The sequence below is a fragment of the Streptomyces sp. NPDC038135 genome, assembly GCF_055601245.1.
The window spans coordinates 21,468-44,201 of record NZ_JBVJXS010000004.1 but is presented as its reverse complement, the minus strand read 5'-3'; the positions used below and the strand labels follow the sequence as shown (position 1 = coordinate 44,201).

Annotated in this window: 18 protein-coding genes and 2 pseudogenes; 9 read left to right on the top strand and 11 right to left on the bottom strand. The window is 68.9% G+C overall.

Features of this window, described 5'->3' with window-relative positions:
- Nucleotides 1–22: 22 nt before the first annotated feature.
- Entirely contained in the window at nucleotides 23–505 is a 483-nt protein-coding gene (locus ACZ7JA_RS12000) for a hypothetical protein (RefSeq protein WP_470807998.1), read from the bottom strand.
- Nucleotides 506–617: 112 nt separating this feature from the next.
- Nucleotides 618–1,679 (bottom strand): M48 family metalloprotease, encoded by a 1,062-nt coding sequence (locus ACZ7JA_RS11995; RefSeq protein WP_470807997.1) that lies wholly within the window; start codon nucleotides 1,677–1,679, stop codon nucleotides 618–620.
- Nucleotides 1,680–2,250: 571 nt separating this feature from the next.
- Between ACZ7JA_RS11995 and ACZ7JA_RS11990 the strand changes: the two genes are divergently transcribed.
- Both ACZ7JA_RS11990 and ACZ7JA_RS11985 read left to right on the top strand, forming a co-directional pair.
- Nucleotides 2,251–2,796, top strand: a complete 546-nt coding sequence (locus ACZ7JA_RS11990) for a SigE family RNA polymerase sigma factor (RefSeq protein ID WP_351668468.1) — start codon at nucleotides 2,251–2,253, stop codon at nucleotides 2,794–2,796.
- Entirely contained in the window at nucleotides 2,793–3,500 is a 708-nt protein-coding gene (locus ACZ7JA_RS11985; RefSeq protein WP_470807996.1) for a SecDF P1 head subdomain-containing protein, read from the top strand. Before ACZ7JA_RS11990 ends, ACZ7JA_RS11985 begins: the two co-directional genes overlap by 4 nt.
- Before the next feature lie 82 nt (nucleotides 3,501–3,582).
- Here ACZ7JA_RS11985 and ACZ7JA_RS11980 read toward each other — a convergent pair whose 3' ends face one another.
- Together ACZ7JA_RS11980 and ACZ7JA_RS11975 are read right to left on the bottom strand one after the other, a co-directional pair.
- Complete coding sequence (locus ACZ7JA_RS11980; protein ID WP_470807995.1) at nucleotides 3,583–4,296, bottom strand: VOC family protein; 714 nt, start codon at nucleotides 4,294–4,296, stop codon at nucleotides 3,583–3,585.
- Between the two features lie 856 nt (nucleotides 4,297–5,152).
- On the bottom strand, nucleotides 5,153–6,430 hold the full coding sequence (locus tag ACZ7JA_RS11975; protein ID WP_470807994.1) for a hypothetical protein: 1,278 nt from the start codon (nucleotides 6,428–6,430) through the stop codon (nucleotides 5,153–5,155).
- A 343-nt stretch (nucleotides 6,431–6,773) separates the two neighbouring features.
- Here ACZ7JA_RS11975 and ACZ7JA_RS11970 point away from each other — a divergent pair, with 343 nt between their 5' ends.
- The gene (locus ACZ7JA_RS11970) at nucleotides 6,774–7,496 is read left to right on the top strand and encodes an SMI1/KNR4 family protein (RefSeq protein WP_470807993.1); all 723 of its coding nucleotides are present in this window, start codon (nucleotides 6,774–6,776) and stop codon (nucleotides 7,494–7,496) included.
- 419 nt (nucleotides 7,497–7,915) lie between these two features.
- The gene (locus ACZ7JA_RS11965) at nucleotides 7,916–8,218 is read left to right on the top strand and encodes a hypothetical protein (protein ID WP_389305529.1); all 303 of its coding nucleotides are present in this window, start codon (nucleotides 7,916–7,918) and stop codon (nucleotides 8,216–8,218) included.
- Between the two features lie 507 nt (nucleotides 8,219–8,725).
- Here the strand turns inward: ACZ7JA_RS11965 and ACZ7JA_RS11960 are convergent.
- Both ACZ7JA_RS11960 and ACZ7JA_RS11955 read right to left on the bottom strand, forming a co-directional pair.
- A complete protein-coding gene (locus tag ACZ7JA_RS11960) occupies nucleotides 8,726–9,415 on the bottom strand; it encodes an SDR family oxidoreductase (protein ID WP_389305531.1) in 690 nt (229 codons plus the stop codon).
- 304 nt (nucleotides 9,416–9,719) lie between these two features.
- A complete protein-coding gene (locus ACZ7JA_RS11955) occupies nucleotides 9,720–11,087 on the bottom strand; it encodes a Fic family protein (protein ID WP_470808519.1) in 1,368 nt (455 codons plus the stop codon).
- A 167-nt stretch (nucleotides 11,088–11,254) separates the two neighbouring features.
- Between ACZ7JA_RS11955 and ACZ7JA_RS11950 the strand changes: the two genes are divergently transcribed.
- The 3 genes from ACZ7JA_RS11950 (at nucleotide 11,255) to ACZ7JA_RS11940 (ending at nucleotide 14,288) form a co-directional block, all read left to right on the top strand.
- Nucleotides 11,255–11,911: a hypothetical protein gene (locus ACZ7JA_RS11950; RefSeq protein WP_470807992.1), complete on the top strand. Its 657-nt coding sequence runs from the start codon at nucleotides 11,255–11,257 to the stop codon at nucleotides 11,909–11,911.
- Nucleotides 11,912–12,718: 807 nt separating this feature from the next.
- Nucleotides 12,719–13,432, top strand: coding sequence for an SDR family NAD(P)-dependent oxidoreductase (locus ACZ7JA_RS11945; protein ID WP_389447222.1), 714 nt, complete (start codon nucleotides 12,719–12,721; stop codon nucleotides 13,430–13,432).
- A gap of 529 nt (nucleotides 13,433–13,961) precedes the next feature.
- Complete coding sequence (locus ACZ7JA_RS11940) at nucleotides 13,962–14,288, top strand: hypothetical protein (protein ID WP_470807991.1); 327 nt, start codon at nucleotides 13,962–13,964, stop codon at nucleotides 14,286–14,288.
- 495 nt (nucleotides 14,289–14,783) lie between these two features.
- Here the strand turns inward: ACZ7JA_RS11940 and ACZ7JA_RS11935 are convergent.
- Nucleotides 14,784–15,473, bottom strand: a pseudogene (locus ACZ7JA_RS11935) (TetR/AcrR family transcriptional regulator); the annotation flags it as partial.
- A gap of 54 nt (nucleotides 15,474–15,527) precedes the next feature.
- On the opposite strand from ACZ7JA_RS11935, the gene ACZ7JA_RS11930 reads away from it, so the two are divergent.
- The gene (locus ACZ7JA_RS11930) at nucleotides 15,528–16,661 is read left to right on the top strand and encodes an FAD-dependent oxidoreductase (protein ID WP_470807990.1); all 1,134 of its coding nucleotides are present in this window, start codon (nucleotides 15,528–15,530) and stop codon (nucleotides 16,659–16,661) included.
- A gap of 741 nt (nucleotides 16,662–17,402) precedes the next feature.
- Nucleotides 17,403–18,956 carry an alpha/beta hydrolase gene (locus ACZ7JA_RS11925; protein ID WP_470807989.1) on the top strand — a complete coding sequence of 518 codons (1,554 nt, stop codon included), beginning with the start codon at nucleotides 17,403–17,405 and terminating at the stop codon, nucleotides 18,954–18,956.
- A 125-nt stretch (nucleotides 18,957–19,081) separates the two neighbouring features.
- Here ACZ7JA_RS11925 and ACZ7JA_RS11920 read toward each other — a convergent pair whose 3' ends face one another.
- From ACZ7JA_RS11920 to ACZ7JA_RS11905, 4 genes and pseudogenes are all read right to left on the bottom strand, one after another.
- Entirely contained in the window at nucleotides 19,082–19,591 is a 510-nt protein-coding gene (locus ACZ7JA_RS11920) for a hypothetical protein (protein ID WP_351668576.1), read from the bottom strand.
- Between the two features lie 279 nt (nucleotides 19,592–19,870).
- Nucleotides 19,871–21,361 carry an alpha/beta hydrolase gene (locus tag ACZ7JA_RS11915; RefSeq protein WP_470807988.1) on the bottom strand — a complete coding sequence of 497 codons (1,491 nt, stop codon included), beginning with the start codon at nucleotides 21,359–21,361 and terminating at the stop codon, nucleotides 19,871–19,873.
- 65 nt (nucleotides 21,362–21,426) lie between these two features.
- A pseudogene (locus ACZ7JA_RS11910) lies at nucleotides 21,427–21,558 on the bottom strand (DUF397 domain-containing protein); the annotation flags it as partial.
- A gap of 139 nt (nucleotides 21,559–21,697) precedes the next feature.
- Entirely contained in the window at nucleotides 21,698–22,489 is a 792-nt protein-coding gene (locus tag ACZ7JA_RS11905) for a TetR/AcrR family transcriptional regulator (RefSeq protein ID WP_389305550.1), read from the bottom strand.
- Nucleotides 22,490–22,734: the final 245 nt, after the last annotated feature.

Here is a 22,734-nt window from a genome sequence, read left to right as displayed (position 1 = left end):
CACGGGGGATGTCCGGGGTGAGTCATTGATGCCGGGGATTCGGCGGGCCGGGGCCGCGGTCGATGGAAGTGGCCAACGAGCGGGCCGCGATGCTCATATCGTTCTCCCAGGCCGGGAGCTCGTCGGCGCCGATCCACTTGCTGTACTCCGCCGCGACGGACAGGAACCGTGTCTCCTCCCGGGTGCGGGCTGCGACCGTCATCGACAGCCGGTCGGCCACGTCCTTGGGGCTCAGCTCGCCTCTCACGAGACCAAACGCGAGGCTCATGAGTAAATATCGGCCGGCTGTCTCCTCGTCCGGGAGGGGTATGAGGAGTTCGTCCAGGGCCTGGACGTACAGTTCACGGATTTCGCTCTCGTCGCTCCCGCGCGTCAGGCCGGCCAGTTCGCGCAGCGCAGGGGAGTCACGTCCATCAACGAGCGCTCGCGCAGCGAGCATCGGGAGTTCTTCAGGAGGGAGTACCTCCGCCACGTACTGCCAAGCGCTGTCCTGCAATCTGTCCATGCGGCCATCGTGGAGGGTGACGAGACGTCCTGACCAGCCGAGGCGCCAAGCTCTGGGGCGCAGTTGCATTGCCGGCTCTCTGCGGGAGCGGTCAGGCAACGGGCCCGGGGCCTCAACGCAGCGCCATGGACGGCTGTGCCTCAGCGACCCCGTCGCGCATCATCTTGTCCAGCACCGCCTTCTCGGGCAGGCGAAGCTCGTCGGCGATCCGGGTCAGGCCGGGCTCATCCAGAGTGATCGCCGCCAGGTGCCTCGGCGGCGCGCTCAACCGGGCCACGCGCGAGGCATCGAGAGAACCAGGGGTGGCGTCACCGGCTCGTTGTCCGCGCAGACGTGCCGCCTGGCGGGCGAGTTTCTTCCAGAAGTCGTGCTGGGAGGCCGCGGTGGATCGTCTGGTGGCGAGCGTCTTCGTCTCGATCACCAGGCGATGCGCTTCCATGCAGACCGGGCGCGCGAGGTCCTGGTCGTTCAGCGCGGCGGCAGCGGCCTCGGAGGACGCCGTCCGTGCTGCCGCGTCGTCCGCCTCCAACAGCGCACCCTGTGTGGCCGGCAGCGTGAGCCAGAGCAGCAGGCGCGCTGTCGCGGCCAAGGCCGTCCTCGGGATCCACAGCACCCACTCGCTGGTCTTGACCCGGATGTTGAAGCTTCGTGCTCCGGCCGCCACTTCGTCCGCACCATAGGCGAGAGCATTGGCGGTCTGGGTGATGTACGCGGTGTCGTTGGCTCGTACGGTCCTCGCCGCGGCGGTCAGCGACTCGAGGGCCATGGCGACGAACGCGTGGGACCGGACGTTGCGAGGAGCCGCGTAGGCCATCGCGTGGGCGATGGCGGCAACGCGTTGCTGGGGCGGGTAAGCCGCCCACAGCGGAAGGCCGACAACAAGGCAGCGCTTCCGGGTGAACCCGTAGTGGGTGACGGTGACCGAGAACTCCGGTGCGAGCTGGACCGATTCGGGGGGCCGCACTCCGCAGGTGTCGGCTATGCCGCCCAACAGGTCGAACAACGCCGGCGCGTCTGCCGCGCGCAGCGTGGGCAGGTCGGCGTTCAGCTGCCCGATCCGCGGGCGCATGGCAAGAGCCAGACCCAGAAGCGCCAGGCCCACCATGGGCTGAACAACCGTGCGCAATCCGACGACGATCAGCGACACGCTGCCGATGAACAGCGCGGCCGTCACGAGATGGACCGCGCCGGCGACGGCGTACGCGGCGGCCGTCCTGGCTCTCACGCGAGTAGCGCTTACTGGCAGACTTCGGCGGTCACGTTCCACGAGTCCCCCTTGCGGTGAACGGCTGGTGCCGTTCAAAGACGTGGTGATCCGATCACCGTGAGAAGGCCCAGGCAAGCGGTCTGAGCAATACTTGAGCTGTGCCGACGTACAACTGTTCGGCCTCCATACCGGTCCCTCGTTCGCAGACCTCGCGCGTCACCCGCGTCCGGGTCCTTGAGTTCAGGCCGGAGCCCAGGATCCAGGCGCGGCTGGACAGGTCGCGACCGCCCGCCCTCCCGAGGAACCCCGCACGGTGCGCTGCGGACCTGCCCCGTCGCGGGTCACTCCCGCAGCAGACTCGTCACCAGGACGCAGGAAGGAATCGGGCCGCTCGCCCGTGCTTCGCCCAGGACGTCTGCTGCGCGCCCTTCACGTAGAGGTGGTCGGCGCTCGATGTGCGACACCGAGAAAGTCCGACCGACAGGGCAGTCAAAGCCTGTTCCCCACCCGTCTGTACATGCGAACGAGGGAGGGCGCATTGAACGCCGAAGAGGAACGCCAGTTCCGCGAATTCGTGGCGGCGCGGTCCAGATCGCTGCTGCACACGGCCTACTTGCTGACCGGGGACTGGGAGCAGGGCCGGGACCTGCTCCAGACCGCGCTCGCCTCCACCGCGCGGCGTTGGTCGAAGCTGCGTGACCGGGAGCAGCCGGAGATCTACGTGCGCCGGGCTCTCTACCACGCCCAGGTGGATCGCTTCCGGCTCCTCAGCTGGGGACGTGAGACGGTCACGGACACCCTGCCGGACCAGCCGTCCGGGCAGGCCGCCGACTGGGCCGACACCGTGGTCCAGCGGCAGGACATCATGGCCGCACTGCGGCGATTGCCCCGGCGCCAGCGTGCGGTGATCGTGCTGCGCTACTTCGAGGACCGGCCGGACAGCGAGATCGCCGCGATCCTGGGCGTCGCCCAGGGAACGGTCCGCAGCCAGACCCACAAGGCCCTCACCTCGCTCCGCACCACCCTGGCCGAGGCAGGACCGTCGGCCTCCTCCACCACCTCCGGAAGGGGCGTCACCGCATGAACCACTCGACCGAACACCCCCTGCACGAAACGTTGCTGCGCGATGCCCTGCACGCCCACGTCCGGGAGAGCGGCGGTGCCGCCGGTGCCGGTCTGGCCGGTCTTGCCGACGAGGCGTTGCGGGTCGCCCGACGCCGGCAGCGGCTGGCCCGTGCCGGGGTGGGCCTCGTCGCGGCCGCCTTGGTCACCACCGCCTGGGTGGCCGCCGCGGACAGCGCGCCCCCGCGCGCGCACGTGGTTCAGCCCGCCACAGGAGACGGCACCGGCAAGGCGACCCCGATCTCTCTCCTGCCGGTCACCTCGTCCGTGGAGCATGCCTGCCCCGAGGGCAGCGGCGGCTACACCGAGCCCGCGACCGCGACCCAACCGGCGTCCTGCGTCCACGCCGACCGGGCCAGAGGCATGACCGACGTCCGTGTCGCCTCAGCGAAGGCCGAAAAGAGCACCGCCGACGGCACCTGGCAGGTCGAGGTGACCCTCGGCCCCGCCGACCGGACCCGCTTCGCCGCCCTCACCGGCTCCCTCGCGGAGGCCCCACTCCCGCGGAACGAGTTCGCCATCATCGTCGACGGCGAACTCTGGGGCACCCCCTACGTGGCCTCCCCGATCACCGGCGGCCGGTTCGAAATCGTCGGGGCCCACGTCGGCGACCTCACCGGCGCCACCGCCCACGACCTCGCCCGCCGGCTGAATCCCGGCAGGTGAGTGGCCGCCTCCGTCGCCCTCGACCGTTACCTCCCGGCCGCGGTTGCCCTCGTGACGACGACCGCCCGCCGCGGCTGCCGTCTTACCGGCGCGTCAGCACACGGAACTTGTTGCCGTCGGGGTCAGTGAGCACCACCGTGCCGTCCCCGCTGTCGGGGGAGTCGAGACGCTTCGCCCCGAGGGAGAGCAGGCGGTCGACCTCTGCTTGCTGATCGTCGTCAGGCGCGAGGTCGAAATGCAGGTCCTTGCCGGGATCCGGCATGAGCGGCGGACCGTCCCACGTGATCTTCGTACCGCCGTTCGGTGACTGGATGGCGGTCTCCTCGTCCTGGTCCCAGACCAGCGGCCAGCCCAGCGCCTTGCTCCAGAAGTAACCCACGGCCTGCGAACCATCGCAGGCGAGCGCTCCGACGAGGCCGCACCCGGCGAGGAAGTCGTTGCCCGGCTCGATGACACAGAACTCGTTGCCCTCGGGGTCGGCGAGCACCACGTGGGACGCGTCCGGCCCCTGGCCGACGTCCACGTGCCGCGCGCCGAGGTCGAGTGCCCTGGCCACGATCTCCCGCTGGTTCTCCAGGGAGGAGCTGGTGAGGTCGAAGTGCAGCCGGTTCTGGCCGGTCTTCTGCGTCGGGGAGGGACGGAAGCCGAGACGGTAGTCGGCGTCATTCCCGGACGGCAGGGCGACGCCGCCGTACGAGTCGTCGGTTGTCTCCAAGCCCAGGACGCCCGACCAGAAATGCGCCAGGCGTTCGGGCTGGTGCGCGTCGAAGGAGATTGCGAAGAGTCGGCTGCTCATTGCGTCACGCGTCCCGGTCCGTCGAGTGCCCACTGTCGGCAGGGCGCCATGCCGGCGCCGCGCCTCGAGCGAGGATCCTATGGGCGGGCGGCCTCAGTTGCAGCCGAGTTTCCCGCGGCCTCAGAACCGCAGTCACGCTTTCTGGGTGACCAGGTGCTCTCCTGTTCGCCGATGACGACTAGGGCGACGGGCCCGCAGCGGTGAGCGCCGCCGTTGCGAGAACCCACGCCGTGCGGGCCTCGCGCATGGCGCCGGGCGCCCCAGTGCCCGCGCCAGGGTGGCGGACGGCCTGGGTGGTCGAGCGCAGGCGGCCTACGGCTTTCGCAACAGGCCCTAGCCGCACCGCCGGGCGGCCGCCCGCGACACGTCGCCGCGTGGTGCTCTGACAGGGACCGGGGAGAGCGATTGCGTGCTTGGATTCGAACGCTGCGATCTGCGCACGGGTCAGTCGTGGGCCCGGGCGAAATCGGTGGTGTTCTTCTCCGAATGAGTGACTACACCGTGGCTGGAACGGCGCAGCGGCTAGCTTGCGCTGGAGGCGGGGGATGCGGCGGCCCATCTGACCTGCTTCTTTCGTCGAGTGCAGCTCAGCCGCGTGACACGACAACAGGGAGTGAGCCAGAGACTGTTCTCGCGTGCAGAGTCACTCACCTCTGGCAAGACGCAGACGGCGCCACAGCTCATTCGGCTCGCCCCGCAGTGACGGCCCGCCGCCTAGCTCCCGCCCACCGGGCGGGGCCGCTACGCGGCGGGACCGGACCACGGCAGGTATCCGGCCTCGCCTATACGCCTCATCGCTGCCTGTGTTGCGGCGCAGCGACCTGCCGGACCTAACTGCTGTGGAAGGGGAAGGTGCTTATGAACCGTCTGCGTGTACCGCGTAGACGTACCGCTTGCCGGTGTACTCGCTGACGTTCCAGATCACGGATTCGCTGTACGCCCATCCGGACGCGCTGCTGCTGTGGAAACTGAGGTCCTCACAGCCGATGGCCAGATCGCAAATGGTGGTTGCGGTCGACGCGCCAGAGTTGAAGGTGCGCAGCGAGCCCTTGGCGGATGGGCCGCCGCTTGCGGCAAGGTAGTGCCTGCTGTTGCAGGACACCACTCCCTGGATCTTCTCCTGAGCGACGGTGACGGCTTCGGACGCGGTCAGTGAGGCGATTCGTCTGTCGGTGTAGTCGAGGTTCCAGCGGACTACCTTGGGTGTGGTGGTGCCTCGCCCGGTACCGTTGAAGGTGCCATCGGTGTAGTCGACGGTTCCCGACTTCGAGTACTCGCTGACGACCAGGCTGTCCGGGGAGCTGGTGCGGTCCAGCCCGATCGCGGTGTAGCGAAGGTACGTCCCGGCGTTGTCGTAGGCGCGGATCTGCGGCAGAACGTACTGGTACCCGTAGCCGTAGTACGAGCCGTCGGTGTGCAGACCGCAGATGTCCACCTCGGCGGTGGCGACCTTGAACAGGGTGTTCAGGTCGAACACTCTCAGGCCCTTGTATGTGTCCACGACGTAGAGCAGGTTGCCGTACCACATGATGCCGCCGGCGTGCTTGCGGATGGGGTTGAAGGAGTACTCTCCGGTGCCGGTCTTGACCGGCTCGACCAGAAGCACGTGTCGGTACGTCGGTTTGGTGGACGTGGTGTAGTCGACGAAGGTCAGCCGCAGGCCCTTGTCGAGGTCGTACTGGTTTCTTCCATCGCCGTCCGGGTCCGTCTCGAAGTACCAGGAGACGAGAACGACCCTGCTGGATCCGCCTTCGGGGTAGAGCCCGTTGCCGTAGGCGTCGGCGCTGGTCGTGACGCCCTGCGGAATCCAGTAGTCGACCGCCTGGTCGGCAGGGTCCCAGGCGAATCCGGTCGAGAAGGCCTCGACAGTGCTGGGAGCGCTGGTGAGGTGAGTCGCGCTGCGGTTGGTGTCGGCGATGACGGTCGTCGCGTCGACCTTGGGCAGCTTGGCCGCCAGACCGGTGGTCAGATCGGCGAACTCGCCGTAACTGTTGGCTGATCGGCTGGTGAGGCTGAACTGCTGTGCGTTGATGCTTGCTGCTTCCGCCGTGGCGGGGAACAGCAGGGTGCCGGCGGCCGCGGTGAACGGCGCGGCGGCCAGCCCTTTGAGAATCCCTCTACGTGTCATGGTCACGGTCGGAGGACTATAGCTCAGGACTAACTAAGAGTGATGGGGGATTAGATCGGCCCCAGCGGTCGCCTCCCTGCAAGGGGTAACCAGGCGAACGACCTACGCCTGTTCAGGGTGGAGGAGTTGCGTGGCCGACACCTCGACGCCACGTACGACCGCCATCGTCACCGGGTCCAGATGCGCAAGTTCTGGCTCCGAGACACTGGCCCCACCATCAGGTCTACGACTGTCCATGCCGCTTCCATCCAAGTTCCAGGGCTGCTTATGACGTTTGGAACTGGCGTGCGCCTAGAACTCATCTGGAGGCGGATGAAGCGGCTTCAGAGTGGACGGATATCGTCCTCGCATGACACAAGAGTTCGATCTTGCCGCGTCGCTCGCCAGAGGTGTCGGAGACCGCAGTGGTGCATGGGCCTTTGTTCAGGGCTTCGCTGCCCACTGGGTAGGTGCCGCCCTGGGACGTGATGACGGATGGCCGGAAGCCGAACTCGACGCTGCTGAGGAGAGGTTGGGGCTCCGGCTCCCGACGGCGTTGCGCGAGGCGTATGTGCTGTTCGGACGCCGGCCGGATCTCACCAGCAACCACGATGTGTTGCTCGGCCCTGCAGAGTTGTATGTCGACGACGCCAAGGAGGCCTTGGTCTTCCGGCATGAGAACCAGGGAGCCGCCTCCTGGGGCGTCCTTCTCAGCAGCCTCCAAGATGACGACCCTGCGGTGCTCGTCCGGCTTGACCTTGCCGACAAGAATGCCGAGCGGTGGCAGGACTGGTTGGAATGGCTGTCTCTTTGCTTCGTGGAGATCATCCTGTCGGAGTCCCTGCAGGCCGACGAAGACCTCTGCGACTTCCTCGACCCGGATGACGACAGTGTTGAACTGCTGGAGGCGAATGCCGTCCGACTGCCCTTCCCGGCGTACCCCGCCGGTGAGGGGACACGGTGGTTCCTGGGCCAGGACGTCCTTCTGCGCGATGACGACGGCGCGGCCATCCTGGCCCGCGGCCGGACGGCAGAAGACCTCGAGCGTGTTCGAGACCTGATACCGGGTGAATGGCTCAACGACTGTCGCTGACCACGTCCCGGAGGCTGCTGACCGGACTGTCGGGGCCTCCCGTGACTGCGGGGACGGCCCTCTGGACACCTCTCGCATGATGCGGCGGGCCTGCTCCTCGCGCCGAGAAGCAGACCCCCGGGGGGATCGTCAGAACCCGCTCCGCTGTAGCGGCGTGGGCCGGTGAAGGATCTCCTGAACTGTGACGCCGCCCTGCGCCTAACCCCGGGCCCCGCGCTGGGCGGAGCCGACAGGGCCGGCGACACACCCTGCCCCTCTCGGGCCGACTCGCCCCGCGGGGAGGCCGGCGTCCATGCGGTGCATGTTCGGCTGAGACTTGTACGGCCGAGCACCGGGACTGCGTGAGTGTGGACGTGTGATGCGGCTGGTGTCATGATCACGGTGTGGCCGGCGTGGGCCCGGTAGCAGGGGGAGAAACCGTGAAGCTGTACTTCGCCGTGCCTCTGATCCTGTTGGCGCTACTCATTGCCGCCTCCGGCGTTGCGGCGGTGACCCGTGGCTGGGTGCTTCCCATGAACCGGCGCCATGTTCGTGCCCCGCGGATCTACGGCTGGGGGCAGCTGGTGGTGGCCTTCGCACTGTGCTGGCAGTTGGTTCTCGGGCTGATACTCGCTCGGCCGTCGGGAACGCTGATCGGCGCCGCGATTCTCCTTGCCGGCCTCATCGTCATGATGGTAGGTCAACTCGCTGGTGGTAATCGGAAGGGCGGCGGCACACTGTGATGCCTTTCCGCGCCGACGGGAGACGCCGGTGCTCCCGGCCCCCGGCGCGGTCGCCGCAGCCGCCGTCGTTCGTCTCCGTGCCGCATCCCACGGTATCCCGAGGTCAGAAGCCCCACCGGGTAGGGTGCGGCTGTGTGGGGCGGACTAGCCTCCGTCGCCGAGCAGGCCGGAATTCAGCTACCCGTCCGTCGCAGCCCTTGTAGCCGCCGGAGGCGTGGCCTTTCTTGGTCTTGCCTCTACCCCGGCCGTCTCCGGCCAGACCGACACCGACTCCTGCAGAGCAGCCGAGCGGACAAGGGTGTGTCCGCGAAACCGGCGGCGATCAGCTTCGCCCGGACCGGTGCCAGTCCCAGTGCGAGGCCGGTCGTGAAAGCGTGCAGCGCGACGGTGACCGCGGGACCGACATCGAGTGCGGCACGGATCCGGCGGGCTCCGGTGCCGCCCAGAAACAGGAGCGAGCCAGCCGGCCGAACGGTGCCGGTGGCTCTCCGGTCCGCCGGCGTCTTCTCACCGTTCCACTGGTTGCGACAGAGCCCGCTTGACCTGCCTTGTCCGCTCGTCGGCAAGGACTTCGACCCGGTCGTTCGCCAGAGCGTCCATGGTCTGCTCCGCAAGGTCCTCCACGCTGATCTTCGGTGCGTCCGTGAAGGAGCTGAGATCCGTCTCCACGAAACCGGCGTGGACACCGATCACGAGAGTTCCCTGCTCGCGCAGGCCTTCGCGCAGCGCACCCGTCAAGGACCACTGGGCTGCCTTGGACGCCGCATACCCGGGGTAGTCCGGCCGGGAGGCCCAGGAGGCCGTCGACAGCATGTTGATCAGTGCGCCGCCCCCGTTGCGGGCCAGGACCGGCGCGAAGGCACGGGAGACGGCCCAGGTTCCGAAGTAGTTGATCTCCATCGCCTCCCGCGCGCCGTCGAAGGAGCCCGTCAGCAGTTTGGTGTCAAAGCCTCCGACACCCGCGTTGTTGATCACGATGGTGACGTCACCGGCGGCCGCGGCAGCCGCGGCGACGTCTTCCGGCGCGGTGACGTCCAGGCGGAGAACAGTCAGGTCCTCGTCGCTCACGCTCGCCGGATCGCGGACACCGGCGTAGACCTTGGCGGCCCCCCGCTCGATCAGTGCGCGTGCGAACGCGTAACCGATGCCACGATTGGCCCCTGTCACCAGGGCGGTCGATCCTTTGATCTCCATCATGCTTCCTTCCCATTGCTCCTGCTGAGCACAGCAGGCACTGGGGCGAGGGACGACTCAGTGAGAAAAGGGCCTTCAGCGGACCGTGTCTTGGCACACCAGGCCTTCGCGGGACTCGCGCGTAAGAGGAGAAGCGTCGGGCTGGGACCGGGACGGCCAGGACGCCGCACACGCAAGGCCTCATGGAAGAGTCCACTCCACCCAGCGTGCATCGAACGCCGCGGTGACGCATGTGAGACGGGCGCTCGGCTACGGGCTCCCGCATCACTTACTCGGGCCGTCCAGCGGGTCGCCGGGCCCTACCGTTCTAGGCGGTCGGGCTGGTGGTTCGTCGCCGGGTTTCGCGGAGGTGGAGGTCGATACAGCTGGCAAGCGTGAGAGCGTCCTGCGGGTCGTCCGAGTGGAAGGACACCCGGCGCAGCAACCGCACGCTGTCGAGTGCGACACCCTCGCGGGCCAGGACGAAGAGGAGGGTGAGGAGGGCGGAGCGGGCATTGCCGTCGTCGAAGGGATGCAAGAAACAGACGTCAAGGAAGGCGCGTGCCGCCCGGGCGGTCAGCGGGAGGCGCGGGGCGGCGTCCTTGGCGCTCTCGGCGAGACAGGCGTCGAGACGGGCGTGGGTGTCCGGGTGGACGCCGTAGCGTTCTCGGCCGCCCTTGGCGAAGGCGGGCAGGCTGCGCAACGGCGGCAGCCCGGGTGTGGCAAGGACGTGCTGCTGCCAGCGCTGGATGAGGTCGAAGTCCAGCCGGGCGCCGCGCGCGGCGTCGGCGCGCATCAGCTTGAGGGCGTCGAGCAGGCCTTGCCCGCGGGCGGGATCCAGAATCGCGTCGAAAGTGCGGATCTCCTCCGTGATTCCGTCGCGCGCCGCCGTCACCGGTGCGTCCCCGGTGCTGTCGGCTGCCTCATGCCACGGCACGGCTTCCCGCACGGCGAGCCAGCGCTCGAGATGGTCGGGCAGGGGCGCCTCGCAGGCCCGGGGTTCTGCGTCAGGCCGTACGGCGGCCGCGAGCTGTTCGGCGATGTCCTCGACCAGCACCGTGTCGGGGCCGGTCCAGCTTTCGAACCGGCCGCCGATCACCTGCTCCACCAGGTCCCCGGCGTCGTCGGCTGGGACACCCCAGCGGCTGAGGAACCAGGTCAGTACCTGATGGCAGTGGCCGTACCAGCCGCTGCCGCAGCCGGTGCGGTCGGTGACGTGCAGGATCAGGTTGCGGGCGGTGCGGTCCCACAGGATCCGCTCCTCGTCGATACCGGCCAGATCCAGCGGGTATGCCTCGAACCGTGCGGCCAGGCTCTCCAGCCACTCCCGCCATTCGCACAGAGCCGCGGTCACTCGGTCGAGGGTTTCGTCCGAGGTGGTGACCGAGTGCTGGGCGCAGCACCAGCTGCCGACCGGCCCTCCGTCGAAATCCCCTTCGTCGTGCGCCCACCGCCAGCCGGCGACCCAACGGCCGTAGTGCTCGGCCAGCGCGTGGGTCATGGCGTCGGACCAGGGCCTGGCCTTTTCCCAGCCCCAGTCGTGCAGGGCTCGGTCACCCGGCGGCAGGTCGGGGCGTCGGGGCACCCGCGCGGACGGCGCAAGCGATCTGACCACCCGCGCCGCCGCTTCGCTGTCGAACGGATGACGGGCGGGGTCCACCTCGTCCCAGGTCAGCATGCGGGGCGACAACTCCATGAACACCGCGCAAGTCTGTTGCCTCACGGACGCCGGTTCAACTCGATTACCCAGCCGCGCCGGAACAGATGCGGGGCGCCGCCCCACGCACCCCAACCCGCGCACTCTCACGGACGACCCATTGACAGGAAGGGGATGCCGTCTTCCCCGCGAGATACGGTGCTGTCATGTCTCGTTCAGTCGAAACCGGATCAGTCCCGTCTCCCGTCACCGCGGACGACGTCGACCTTGCCGTGCGGCTCGCCGTGGGCACCCTTCGGGACGCACCCGCGCAGGGGTGGAGTGATGCAGCCGGTTCGCTGGAGTGGGACTGCTGGGAGACCGTCGAGCACCTCGCCAACGACCTGCTCTACTACGCCGTGCAGCTGGGGCCGCAGAGCCCGCCGCTGGACACCCACGTGCCTTTCGCGTTGAGTCAGAAGAAGCCAGACGGACCCATGGTCTTCGCCTACGCGGAGCGTGATGCAGGTCCGGCCGGCCTGCTGCAAGTGCTGGAGGCGTGCGGCGCGCTGCTGGTCGCCATGGTGCGTACGACGCCGCCCCAGGTCCGCGCCCACCACGCCGCTGGGGTGTCAGACCCCGAGGGCTTCGCGGCGTTGGGGGTCCAGGAAACGCTCGTGCACATGCACGATGTGACGGAAGGCCTCGGGCTTGCCTGGACCCCGCCCTCCGCTCTCTGCTCGCGAGTCCTCGCCCGTCTGTTTCCGAAGGCTCCGGACGGTGCGGATCCGTGGCTCAACTTGTTGTGGGCCACCGGCCGCGCAGAACTGCCGGGCCACCCTCGTCTCACCACGTGGCGCTCGGACAGCACACCGCGGTCTTAGGGGCGGATCGGCTTCGGCCGCAGCCAGGCTGGTGCCTGCACCGCGGCGAGAGCGCACCGGGCCACCGCCCCCACCGGAACCCGGCGAGATGGACTTCGGCCTCGGACGGAGGTTGCGAGTGGGCGCGGCGACCTCCTGGCACTGCAGTCCCGGGACCCGACGCCGGCCGTAGATAGGCAGACCGGCCTCCTCCGGAGTGATCTGGGCGCGCCGACCGGCCAGGATGTCCCGGGGGCCGGAGCGGACGTCGGGGCCGGAGTCCAGGTCTTCCCCGTAGGCGTGGGTCGCTGCGGAGGGAGGTTGAGCTAGTCCCCCCCCCAAACGCGACGTTGCGATGCTGCTCGTGGCACGCTTTCTGCCCGCGTTGGCGGCGGTCCTGGCCGCCAATCCGCTCGGCGCGGAGCTGATCACTGGCATGTCCCGCCACGCCGAGCGGCAGAAGCTGGCCCGTTGCTGCTATGGGGCGACCGACCTGGTCGAGGAGTGCGGCGAGGAAGGCATCATCAAGATCGAGGAACTCATCGGCGGCCTTGGTGCCGACTCGGTTGTCGAGGCGGTCGGCACGCAGGAGGTCGTCCAGGCCGTCGGCGCCACCTGCGGTGGTCGGCCAACTGGCCTACGTGGGCGCCAGCCCCAGTGCACCTGGATACCGGCAAGATCTTGCCCCCCCTTCCCTCGGAGCAGGCCACGGAGAGCTACTAGGCGATGGACGAGCGGCGCGCGCCGAAGGTCCTGCTTACCCTCTGAACACCGGGCCGACAGCCCCGCTCGCGCCCTCCACCTCGCACGGACGGAGATCCCGACCACATGGCCTTGATCTTGGTGACCGGAGCCTCCAGCGGGCTCGGCTACGCGACAGCGAACGCGCTGGCCTGGGAGGGGCACGACGTGGTCGTCCACGCCCGCACCCCGGCACGGGTCGCCGTGCCGACAGGAGGAGGCCGCTGGGCGGGTGTGGTGACCGGGGATCTTGCCGAGATGAGCGAGATCCCAGGTGTCGCCCGTCAGGCCGCCGCCTTCGGCCGCTTCGACGTGGTCATCCACAACGCCGGCACCATGCACTCCCCCGAAGCGGCCACCGTCAACACGATCGCGCCCTACCTGCTGACAGCTCTACTGGACAAGCCGTCCAAACTCATCTACCTGAGCAGTTCCATGCATCGAGGCGGTTCCACCGACCTCGCTCGGCTGGCCGACGGCACGGCCTCCTACAGCGACAGCAAACTGTGGGTGACCGCCCTGGCCATGGCCGTTGCCTCCCGGTGGGAGGGGACCGCCGTCCACGCCGTCGATCCGGGTTGGGTGCCCACGCGGATGGGTGGCCCGGGCGCAACCGACGACCTGGCGGCCGGCCACCAGACCCAGGTCTGGCTGGCCACCCACGACGACATCACGCCGTCCACCGGCGGCTACTGGTACCACCAGCGCGCCCAGGACCCGCACAGCGCCACACACGACCCCAAGTTCCAGGACCGGCTCCTGCAAGCTCTGGAGGAGCGCACGGGAGTCCGGCTCGACTGACCGGTAGCTTCGGCACGGCCGGCGTGTGGAGGGCAGCGTCCCTTTCCCGCCTCGGCCGAAGTGATGACCAGGTTGGCGCGGCGCATGACCTGATACGGCGCGGCATCCTCGGGCGGCTTCGGCTTCGGCTTCGGCTTCGGCTTGGGCTCCGGCCCGCCCGCGGGGGTCGAACTGCTTGCTCTTGAGGCCGCACGGGCTGCGCCGTGCTGAGGGCAGGGGATCAAAGGCGAGGATGTGGCTCCGCTTTCCCGGTATCGCGCCAACCTCGTGCAGCGGCGAATGGCGCAGCGGGAACAGTCGAGTCCGGGCGCGCCAAGAGTGGACTCCATCAACGGACCATCCACGCCCCGCTGTTGTTGGTCCCGCCGCTGTCCCTTCGAACCTGCTCGAATCGTGCCACGAAACGCCGCGGCGACACGAGCCCTGTCTCAGGCTGGTGACCAGCGGCTGGTGGTCGGTCCATGCCATCTCCCGCGTCCCCCCAGCTCGTGGCCACTTAGCTGAACGGCCACCAACCGAAGGAGAGAGCGTGAGATTCGTACATCCCAAGACCGGCGCGAGAGTGCTGGGCGCGGCTGCGGTCAGCGGCGCGCTAGTGATGGGTGGAGTCCTGGTGGGCACGCCGGCCTATGCATCGCCCTACAACTGCTCAAGCAGCTACACCGGCAACTCCTTCAACGTGCTGTGCAACACCGGCTCCGGGTCCTACCAGGCAGTCGTCAGGTGTTACAAGATCGGCAGTACGTCCTACACCTTGCGGTACGGCGCCTGGGTCAAGATCCACAACATCTCGACCGCGACCTGCCTCAGCAGCGAGGAAGCCGCCTCACGCAGTTGGAACGTCCGGAGCTACTAGTCCTGATCGGCCGCACAGTGAAGCGGGCCCGTGGGGATGAGAACGTCGCCCGGCGTTTCCAGGGTGGCGTGAACCTGGTAGGCGCCTGACACAACGGCTCGGGTGCCAGGGAGTGACTGACTCGCCGGCACCCGAGCCGTTCGCGGGTGCGCGGTCTCTTGCGCCCGCGAGGAAGCTCCTGCCGTGCCCTCGCCGCCTCGCCTCGGCATCGTGCGGCTCGATGTCTCGCGCGCGGATGGCGCCGACCGCACAACTCCGCGACACCGCGACCAGTCGAGAGAACGCTGCCCACTCACGGGTCGTCGCGTGCTGACTCCCTCATAGGGCGCGCAGCGTGGCTTCAATTGCCCACACGCCGCTGTTGTGTGCTGCCGGCGCGATCCAGTGGGTGCCAATAGGCAGCGACGAATTGGCCGTAGAACTGCGGGGCGTAGCCAAGCTGCCGGCAGTCAAGGAACCGACCAACAAGCCGGCGCAGCGACAGCTTTCGCGAAACGCCGGCGGCCGGGTGAGTTTGGCGGCCACGGCATCGAGGACCCATTCCAGTCCGGTTTCGAAGGATTCCTCGGCGTCGATGTCGGTGCCGTCGTACACGACCTTGGCCAGCGCCGGGAAGCGACCGGTGGCCAACATCCCTGTCAGATACGGGCCGGAGGCACGCTGCCAGTCGTGCTTCGACAGGCCCGTGGCACGCTCGGCCCGAAGGTTCGCGATCTCGCGCCTGATCGCGCCGGTGAAGTAGGCGCCGACGATCTCCGTCGCACGCATCGCGGTGTCGACGTCGGCGACGCTCTCCAGGGCGGCCAGTGTGGCTTCGCCCACGGCGAGAGCGTTCGGGCCCAGGGCCGGGCGGCCGCCGAGCAGGTCGGCCAGCCACTCGTGCCTGAGAGCGGCGTTTCTGGTGCGGTGGGCGAGGCTGCTGAGCGCCTCACGCCAGTCACCGGGTTGCTCCTGGGGGAGGATTTCGGCGTAGACCTCGTCCATCATGAGGTCGAACAGTTCGTGTTTCGTGGAGATGTATCCGTACAGCCGCATCGGGCCCGCGTTCAGTCGGGCCGCGACCTTGCGCAACGACACCCCGTCCAGCCCGCCCTCGTCGGCCAGCGCAATGGCGGCGGCCACGATCCGCTGCTGGTCGAGCGGCACGGGACGAGTTGGCGGCTCCGGCCGGTCCCACACACTCATGGTTCACACCGTTCTGCTGCGATACACAGTATCGAAAATATACAGTGTATCGCTATGAGACATCGTATCGCCGTGGTCGGGAGCGGCCCCGGAGGCCTTGCCTTCGCCCGTGTCATGCACCGCCACGGCCATCCCGTCGCCGTCCTCGAACGCGATCCCGCCCCCGATGCCCGCCCCCTCGGCGGCACACTGGACCTGCACGAAGAGTTGGGCCAGCTCGCGCTGAACAAGGCGGGGTTGCTGGCGGAGTTCCAGGCGCTGTCCCGTCCTGAGGGACAGGCCATGCGCATTCTGGAGGCGGACGGCACCGTCCTGCGCGACTGGCGGGCCGGTCCGGATGACCAGGCCAATCCCGAGATCGACCGCGGCCAACTTCGGGACCTGCTACTCGGCCCTCTCGACGTCCAGTGGGGCCGCAGCGTGACGCAGGTGGTGCCGGGGACCCGGGGCGGAGTGCTGGTCCACTTCGCGGACGGTAGACAGGACACCTACGATCTCGTGGTCGGCGCGGACGGCGCCTGGTCCCGGACCCGCGCGGCGGTCTCCTCGGTGATGCCGCACTACACCGGCGTCACCTATGTCGAATCCTCCCTCGACGACGTCGACACCCGCCATCCCGACCTTGCCCGACTGATCGGCGATGGTTCCGTGGCCGTGTACGGCGTGAATCGAGCTCTCGTGGCCCAGCGCAACAGCGGCGGCCACGTCAAGGTGTACGCCCAGTTCCGCGCGCCGCTGGACTGGCACACGGGCTTGGAGCTTGCCGACGCCGAAGCCGTGCGATCGTGCCTGCTGGAGCTGTTCGACGGCTGGGCCGCCTCCGTCCTCGCGCTCCTTCGCCACGCCACCGCTTTCGTCCACCGCCCCCTCTACGCCCTGCCCGTGTCCCACACCTGGACCCACGTCAACGGGGTGACGCTCCTGGGCGACGCCGCACATCTGATGCCCCCTCTGGGAGCGGGCGCCAACCTCGCGATGCTGGAAGGCGCCGAACTCGCAGAGTCCATCGCCACCGCCACCGGCCCCGAAGCTCTTGACGAGGCCGTCCGCGGCTTCGAGGAACAGATGTGGGCGCGGGCCGGCAGGTGGGCGAAGATCACGACGGCCGGTCTGGAACGCCTCGTGAGCCCGGATCCCGCCGAAGCCATCGCTCTCTTCGACCAGGTCCAGCCATCGCCGATGGGGTGACCATGGACGGCCCACTCACCGAGGAACGCGAGGGCGAAATGCGTAGTCGAAGCCGACCGAGACGCGCGCACAGCGTGGACCGGCGTTGACCGTTGACCGCTCCCACACGCGCACTCCAGGGCCGATGATCACATCATCGCCGATGATCGCAGTCGACGTGTTCGGCGCGTGCGACGAGCGCAGCGCCCAGTTCGCTCGCGCTCCGCTCCCAGAAGAGCACCTGACAGCGGCACACCCTACGGAATCGGCACCCTCACTGGGGATCCTGTCTCCTCGATCCTGGGCCGCACTACACGCGCACCAGATCGAGCGGGGAACCGCGGTGAACGGCGCCGAGCAGAACGTTCGCTCAGGTCAGCGCCCAGGACGCCAACACCTTCAACCACGAACTAGCGGTGAACCGGAGCCTGCATCGCTCCGAAGTGCTCGACCGCGTCCTTGAGATCCGGCAGCCAGGCTCCCGGGCGGCGCATGCGGGAGCGAGCCGTCGGCCCCGGCCACAGCACGCCCTCGGTGACGGCCTCGCCCGCAGCACGTCCAGCAGGAGCGTCCAGCAGACGCCGGGCCGGCCGGCCCGCACGAGGAGCCGCGTGAGCACGGGACGGTCCATCTTCTGGGCACTCTCAAGAGCCGAACTGTCGCAGGCACCTTGTACCCTCCAATCATTCGACGATCAGACGATCACGGGTACGGGCCTGCGGGCGCGGGGCGGGCATCCAGGGGCGGGACGCGGAGATTTCCATGAGTGACGCACATCCGATACGAAGCCGCAGACCGGGCCTCTCGGTCGGTGTGTGGATCATCGCCGGGGTCGTCCTCGCCGCGATCGGGGCCGTCGGCGCCTGGCTGCAGCACGACGCTCCCGGCCGGAGTGCAGAGCCGCGTACGGAGTTCACCGCGCACAACCCGCCCCCCGGTTTATCCACCGCGCTCACCACCGGCCAGCACCTCCACTGGTCCCGCTGCGCCTCGCCGCCCACCGCACGCACGGGCTACGACTGCGCCACCATGAAGGCCCCCCTCGACTACCGGAAGCCGGATGGCAGGACGATCGACGTCGCCCTGATCCGCCGCAAGGCCACCGGCCCGAACGCCCGGCGCATCGGCTCGCTCGTCCTCAACTTCGGTGGCCCTGGCGTGTCCGGCGTGAGCGGGCTGCCCGAACGACTCAACCAGTACCAGCCGCTCCTCGACCGCTATGACCTGGTCTCCTTCGACCCGCGCGGCGTTGGTGCGACCATCCCGGTGCGCTGCGGTAAGACCGCCGACGACACCGGCTACGACGGGGCCGACGCCTGCGCCAAGCACTCCGGGGCGATCCTCCCGTACATCGGCACCTCGCACACCGCGCGCGACCTCGACCTGTTGCGCTACCTCCTCGGCGACGAGCGGCTGCACTACTTCGGCGTCTCGTACGGAACGGCGCTCGGCGCCGTCTACGCCCACCTGTACCCGTCGCACGTCGGACGCCTCGTCCTCGAAGCCTCGGTCGATCCGACCGAGGATCTCGACGAGGAGCAGGTGTCGCAGGTACGGGCGGTTCAGGCGGCGTTCGACCGGTTCGCCGAGTACTGCGCGGCGCGTATCCGCCACTGCCCGACCGGCGACGGGCCCGAGGAGGCCGCGCGGCGCATGGCGCGCCTGGCCGACCGCCTGCAGAAGAAGCCCGCCCCCGCCGGCGGCGGACGGAACCTCGACGCCGACGATCTCGCGTACGCCGTCAGCGACCATCTCGTCCTCGGCACGGACGGCTGGTCGCCGCTCGCCAAGGCCCTCACCGCGCTGATCGACCACAACGACGGCCGTCCGATGGGCAAGGGCGCGGACGACATCGGCTCGGTCGACCGCGCGGCGACCCCGCACGACAGCAACAGCGCCGCCCGGACCGCGATCACCTGCGCGGACTCCAGTCTCCGCCCTGGCTTCGAACGCCTCGACCGGGACGAGGCTCGCATCAAAGCTGCCTCACCTGTTTTCGGCGCGGCCTGGTCCACGGGCGTCTACCTCTGTTACGACTGGCCGTTCGACGGCGAGCGCGCAACGCTCCAGGTGAGCGCCGATGGTGCGGCCCCCGTCCTAGTGGTCGGCGGCACCGGCGACCCGATTACGCCGTACTCCGGCGCCCGCCACATGGCACGCGCCCTGGGTGACGGTGTCGGCGTGCTCCTGACGGCCGAGGAAGAGGGCCACGGCACATACCCGCAGAACCGCTGCGTCACGGAGAGGATCGACCACTACCTCCGCACGGGCCGCACCCCGGCCCCTGGGACGGTGTGCCGGGGCACCATGTCCTGAGGTCCGTGCGGATCCGCCGGCGGCCACCAGCACATGGGCGCTGTCGCGCGAGCCCTGTCCTGCCTCGTCCTGACCGTGACCTACAGGCTCGCCGACATCAAGCCGACGTGCCCAGCCGACCCTCATCAGCCCAGCTGATGCCGCACGAAATCTGGATGAAGATCGCCGACTTCGATGCTGTTCTCGTCGAGACCGTTGGCGATACGGAAGCGGCCCGCATCGAAGGCGAACTCCACGGCGGTGGTGCCATCGGCCAGGTCCTGGCCTGACGGAAGCCACTCAAGCAGGGAAGTCTCGCGGAGTTCCTGGCCGACGAATGGCTCAAGCCGTTCGTCGGCTCTGGACCACACCGGCGTGAACTCGGACGAGCGCCAGCCGGTGATCGCTGCGGTGGTGTCGATGGTGTTCCAGCTGATCGACAGCTCATCGAACTTCCAGTGGCAGATCTCGACTCGCACGCCCTCAAAGTCCAACACCACCGGGCAATCAGCGAACCAATCCCCGTCCTCAACGAAGCGCACGAGCATGTACCCGGTCAGGCGTCGCCCGCCCAGCTCCGCCAACCGTGGTCCGTGACGCTCACGGACGGCTTCGAGCCCGACGAGGAAGGTTGGCTCGAAACCCGAGATGCCCATACTCACAACCCCGGATTCTCCACTGACAGGGACGCAGCCAGCCACTCGGGTCCGGCGGCGTTGGAAGTGATGGAGTTGGCCTATCGCATCGTCCGCAGCGTCAGCAGGAGAGCGGTCGGCCTGACCGGTCGCGAACTTGGGTCAACCCACCCGAGCCTGAGGCCCTGACGCAGCCGCCGCCCGACGGACGCAGAGTGCCCGGACCTGTGGGTCTGGCCAGCTGCCGATGTGTTGGCGACCCTCCGTTTCCAGCCGCCCTTGAAGCCGACTTCCCGACCGTCAGGCGCAGTAGGTGTCCATGCCCGGCCGCTGCCCCGTCGCCAGGAAGCGGGAGACCGTGCGGTCGCCGCAAGCGTTGCCGTTGGCGAGGTAGGCGTCGTGCCCGACGGAGTTCACCGTCACCATGACCGCCCGCCGGCCGAGCGCCTCCCGGAGCTTCAGGGCGCCGCTGAGCGGGGTGGCGACGTCCCGCTCGTTCTGGACGAGCAGGATGGTGGACGGCCCCCGGCCGGTGATCCGCACCGGCGCCTCACGCGGCGCATACGGCCAGGCGGCGCACGGCATCGCGTTGCGCGGCATGCCGGCGGTGAGAGGGTACTTGGCGCGGCTCTCGGCGACGTCCCTTTCGTACACGGCCTTCGACGTGGGCCACGCGACGTCGTTGCACAGCGTGCCGGCGCCAACGGCGGCGACGTTCTGCAGGACGGTCTCGGGCGGCGCCGCGGGCGCCGGCGGCACCGTGCCCTGCTGCGCGGCCCGCATCAGCTTGGCCAGCGCGGGATAGCGGCTGGGGGAGTAGAGGCTGTCCAGCATGGTCTGGCGCAGGACGTTGCCGTGCAGCTCCTCCGGGTTGGCGCCGGGCCAGGGGAGGGGCTCCCGGTCGAGCCGGGCGGCCAGCCGCAGGAACAACGGCCGGACGTCAGCCGCCGTGCTCGCGACGCGGTCCGGGTTGCCGGGCTTCGACGCCCACGCGGCAAAGTCGGGGAAGGTGTCCTCCACGCCCTGCTCGTGCCCGGCCAGCCAGGCGCGGGCGACGCGGACGGGGTCGGGGTTGTCATTGCTGTCCAACACGATGCGGTCGGTGCGGTGCGGGAACAGCTGCGCGTACACCGCTCCGACGTACGTCCCGTACGACACGCCCCATGCTGACAGCTTGCGCTCGCCGAGCGCGGCTCGGAGGCGGTCGATGTCGCGGGCCTCGTTGGCGGTGCTGAGGTGCTGGATCAGTTCGCCGCCGTTCGCGGCACAGGCGTCGGCCATGCGGCGGGCGGTGGCCATGTTCCCGTCCACCGAGCCGTCGGCGGCGGGCCAGGGGCGGAGCTTGGAGGTGGCGAGATCGCCGTGGTCCAGCCCGCAGTCGACGGGCGTGGACGGGGCGAGCCCGCGTGGGGCGAAGCCGACCAGATCGTAGGTGTCCAGGACGTCCTGGGGGAGTTTCTGTCCCTTTCCCGAAGGGTCGTTCAGGCTGGAGCCGCCCGGCCCGCCGGGGATCAGCAACAGGCTACCGCGCCGGGTCTTGGGATTCTCGCTCGGGATGCGTGAGACGGCGATGTCGATGAGCGGACTGTCGGGGTCGGCGTAGTCCATGGGGACGCGGAGGGTGGCACACTGCTGACGGCTGTCGATGCCGGAGCCCCCGCAGGTGCTCCAGGCGAGGCCCTCGGAAGGGCTCGCGGCCACGGAGGCGGTCACGGGCGCGGTGACCGCGAGAAGGGCAGTGGAGACGCCGACGATGGCGACGTTGCGGATGGTGCGAGTGCGCTGTGTCATACGACGAGCCTCGCGGATCTCAGGGGCGCGCCCCATCCGGGCAACAACCTGAAACGCCTTGGGGTTTACCCCACCATCCCCCTGACGATCCCCACCCAGGTGGCGCGCCCGACCAGGACCACGGACCCGTCGGCCACCTGGCTGTCCGGGACGGGGACAACGCCGGGGACTCCGTCGGCTACCTCGACGCAGTTGCCGCCGTCACCGTTGGCTTAGGCGCCCCTGCGTCGGCGGGCACCGCTCAGGTCGTAGTCACGCACCGTCTGAAGTCCTCAGCCGTACAGCTGTCGGACGTCAACGCCTTCCGCTGACGTCCGACTGAGGCTGCGGAGACGGTCAGTCCTCTGGGTGCGCGTGGTTCGTCCGGTCCGGTAGATAGCTCGCCAGGCCTCGCAGGATGATCTGCAGGCCGATGTCGAACCGCTCGTCGGAAGAGTCCGTCACCATGAGTCCGGACAGGGCGCGCAGGTGCGGGAAGTCGGCCTCGGGCAGGGCCGCAAAGTAGTTCTGCATCTCGTCGGCCATCTCACGCCAGTCGGGACGGGCCAGGGAAGAGGCGTCACCGCTCTGCTGGGCGGCGCGGTCCTGCCACATGCCCTCCTCCAGGACGAATCCGTCGATGTACGTGGAGATGAGGTCGCCCGCCTCCGCCGCGATGCGGTCGGGCAGGCCCGCCGTGCGGAATATGGCCAGCAACCCCTCCACATGCGGGAGCAGTTCGGCGGTGAAGGGGACGTGGGCCATGGAGATCCGGGCCATGTCCCGATGGGACAGCAGGCGCTGCCTGCCGGCCCGCGCGTAGTCCAGCAACTGCTCCTGCCACCGGTCCGGATCTGCTGCGGGCATCTCGAAGCCATCGAAGAGACGTGCGTACATCAGCTCCAGGAGGTCGTCCTTGGAGTTGACGTGAGCGTAGAGGGCGGAGACGGTCACGCCCAGTTCGGCGGCCACCTGACGCATCGACAGTCCGTCAAGTCCCTGGCGATCCAGCACGGTGAAGGCCGCCTCGACAACGCGGTCGCGGGACAGCGGTGTGCGCGTGGGAGCGGCGTGAGCACGGGCGGGGCGCTCGCGCTCCCAAGGAGACGGCGGTGGGGTGGTCGAGCTGTCGGCTGCCGCGTCTGTCATGCGACCAGTCTAGGCACACGAGAGAACAGTGTTCTCTGCCGGTGAGTGACGACGTCTGAACCCCTCCACACCAAGACGCGATATATCTTGTGCGGGGCCGTCGGATTGCGCTATATCTTAATGAACAGCGTTCTCCCGTCGAGCACTGTTCTGCTACGGTGAACACTGTTCATTAGGTCCGTCCATCCGTTCCTGCGCGCCTCGCGGACCGTCTCCGCAGTGCGCACCGCCTCGCGAGGAGTCTC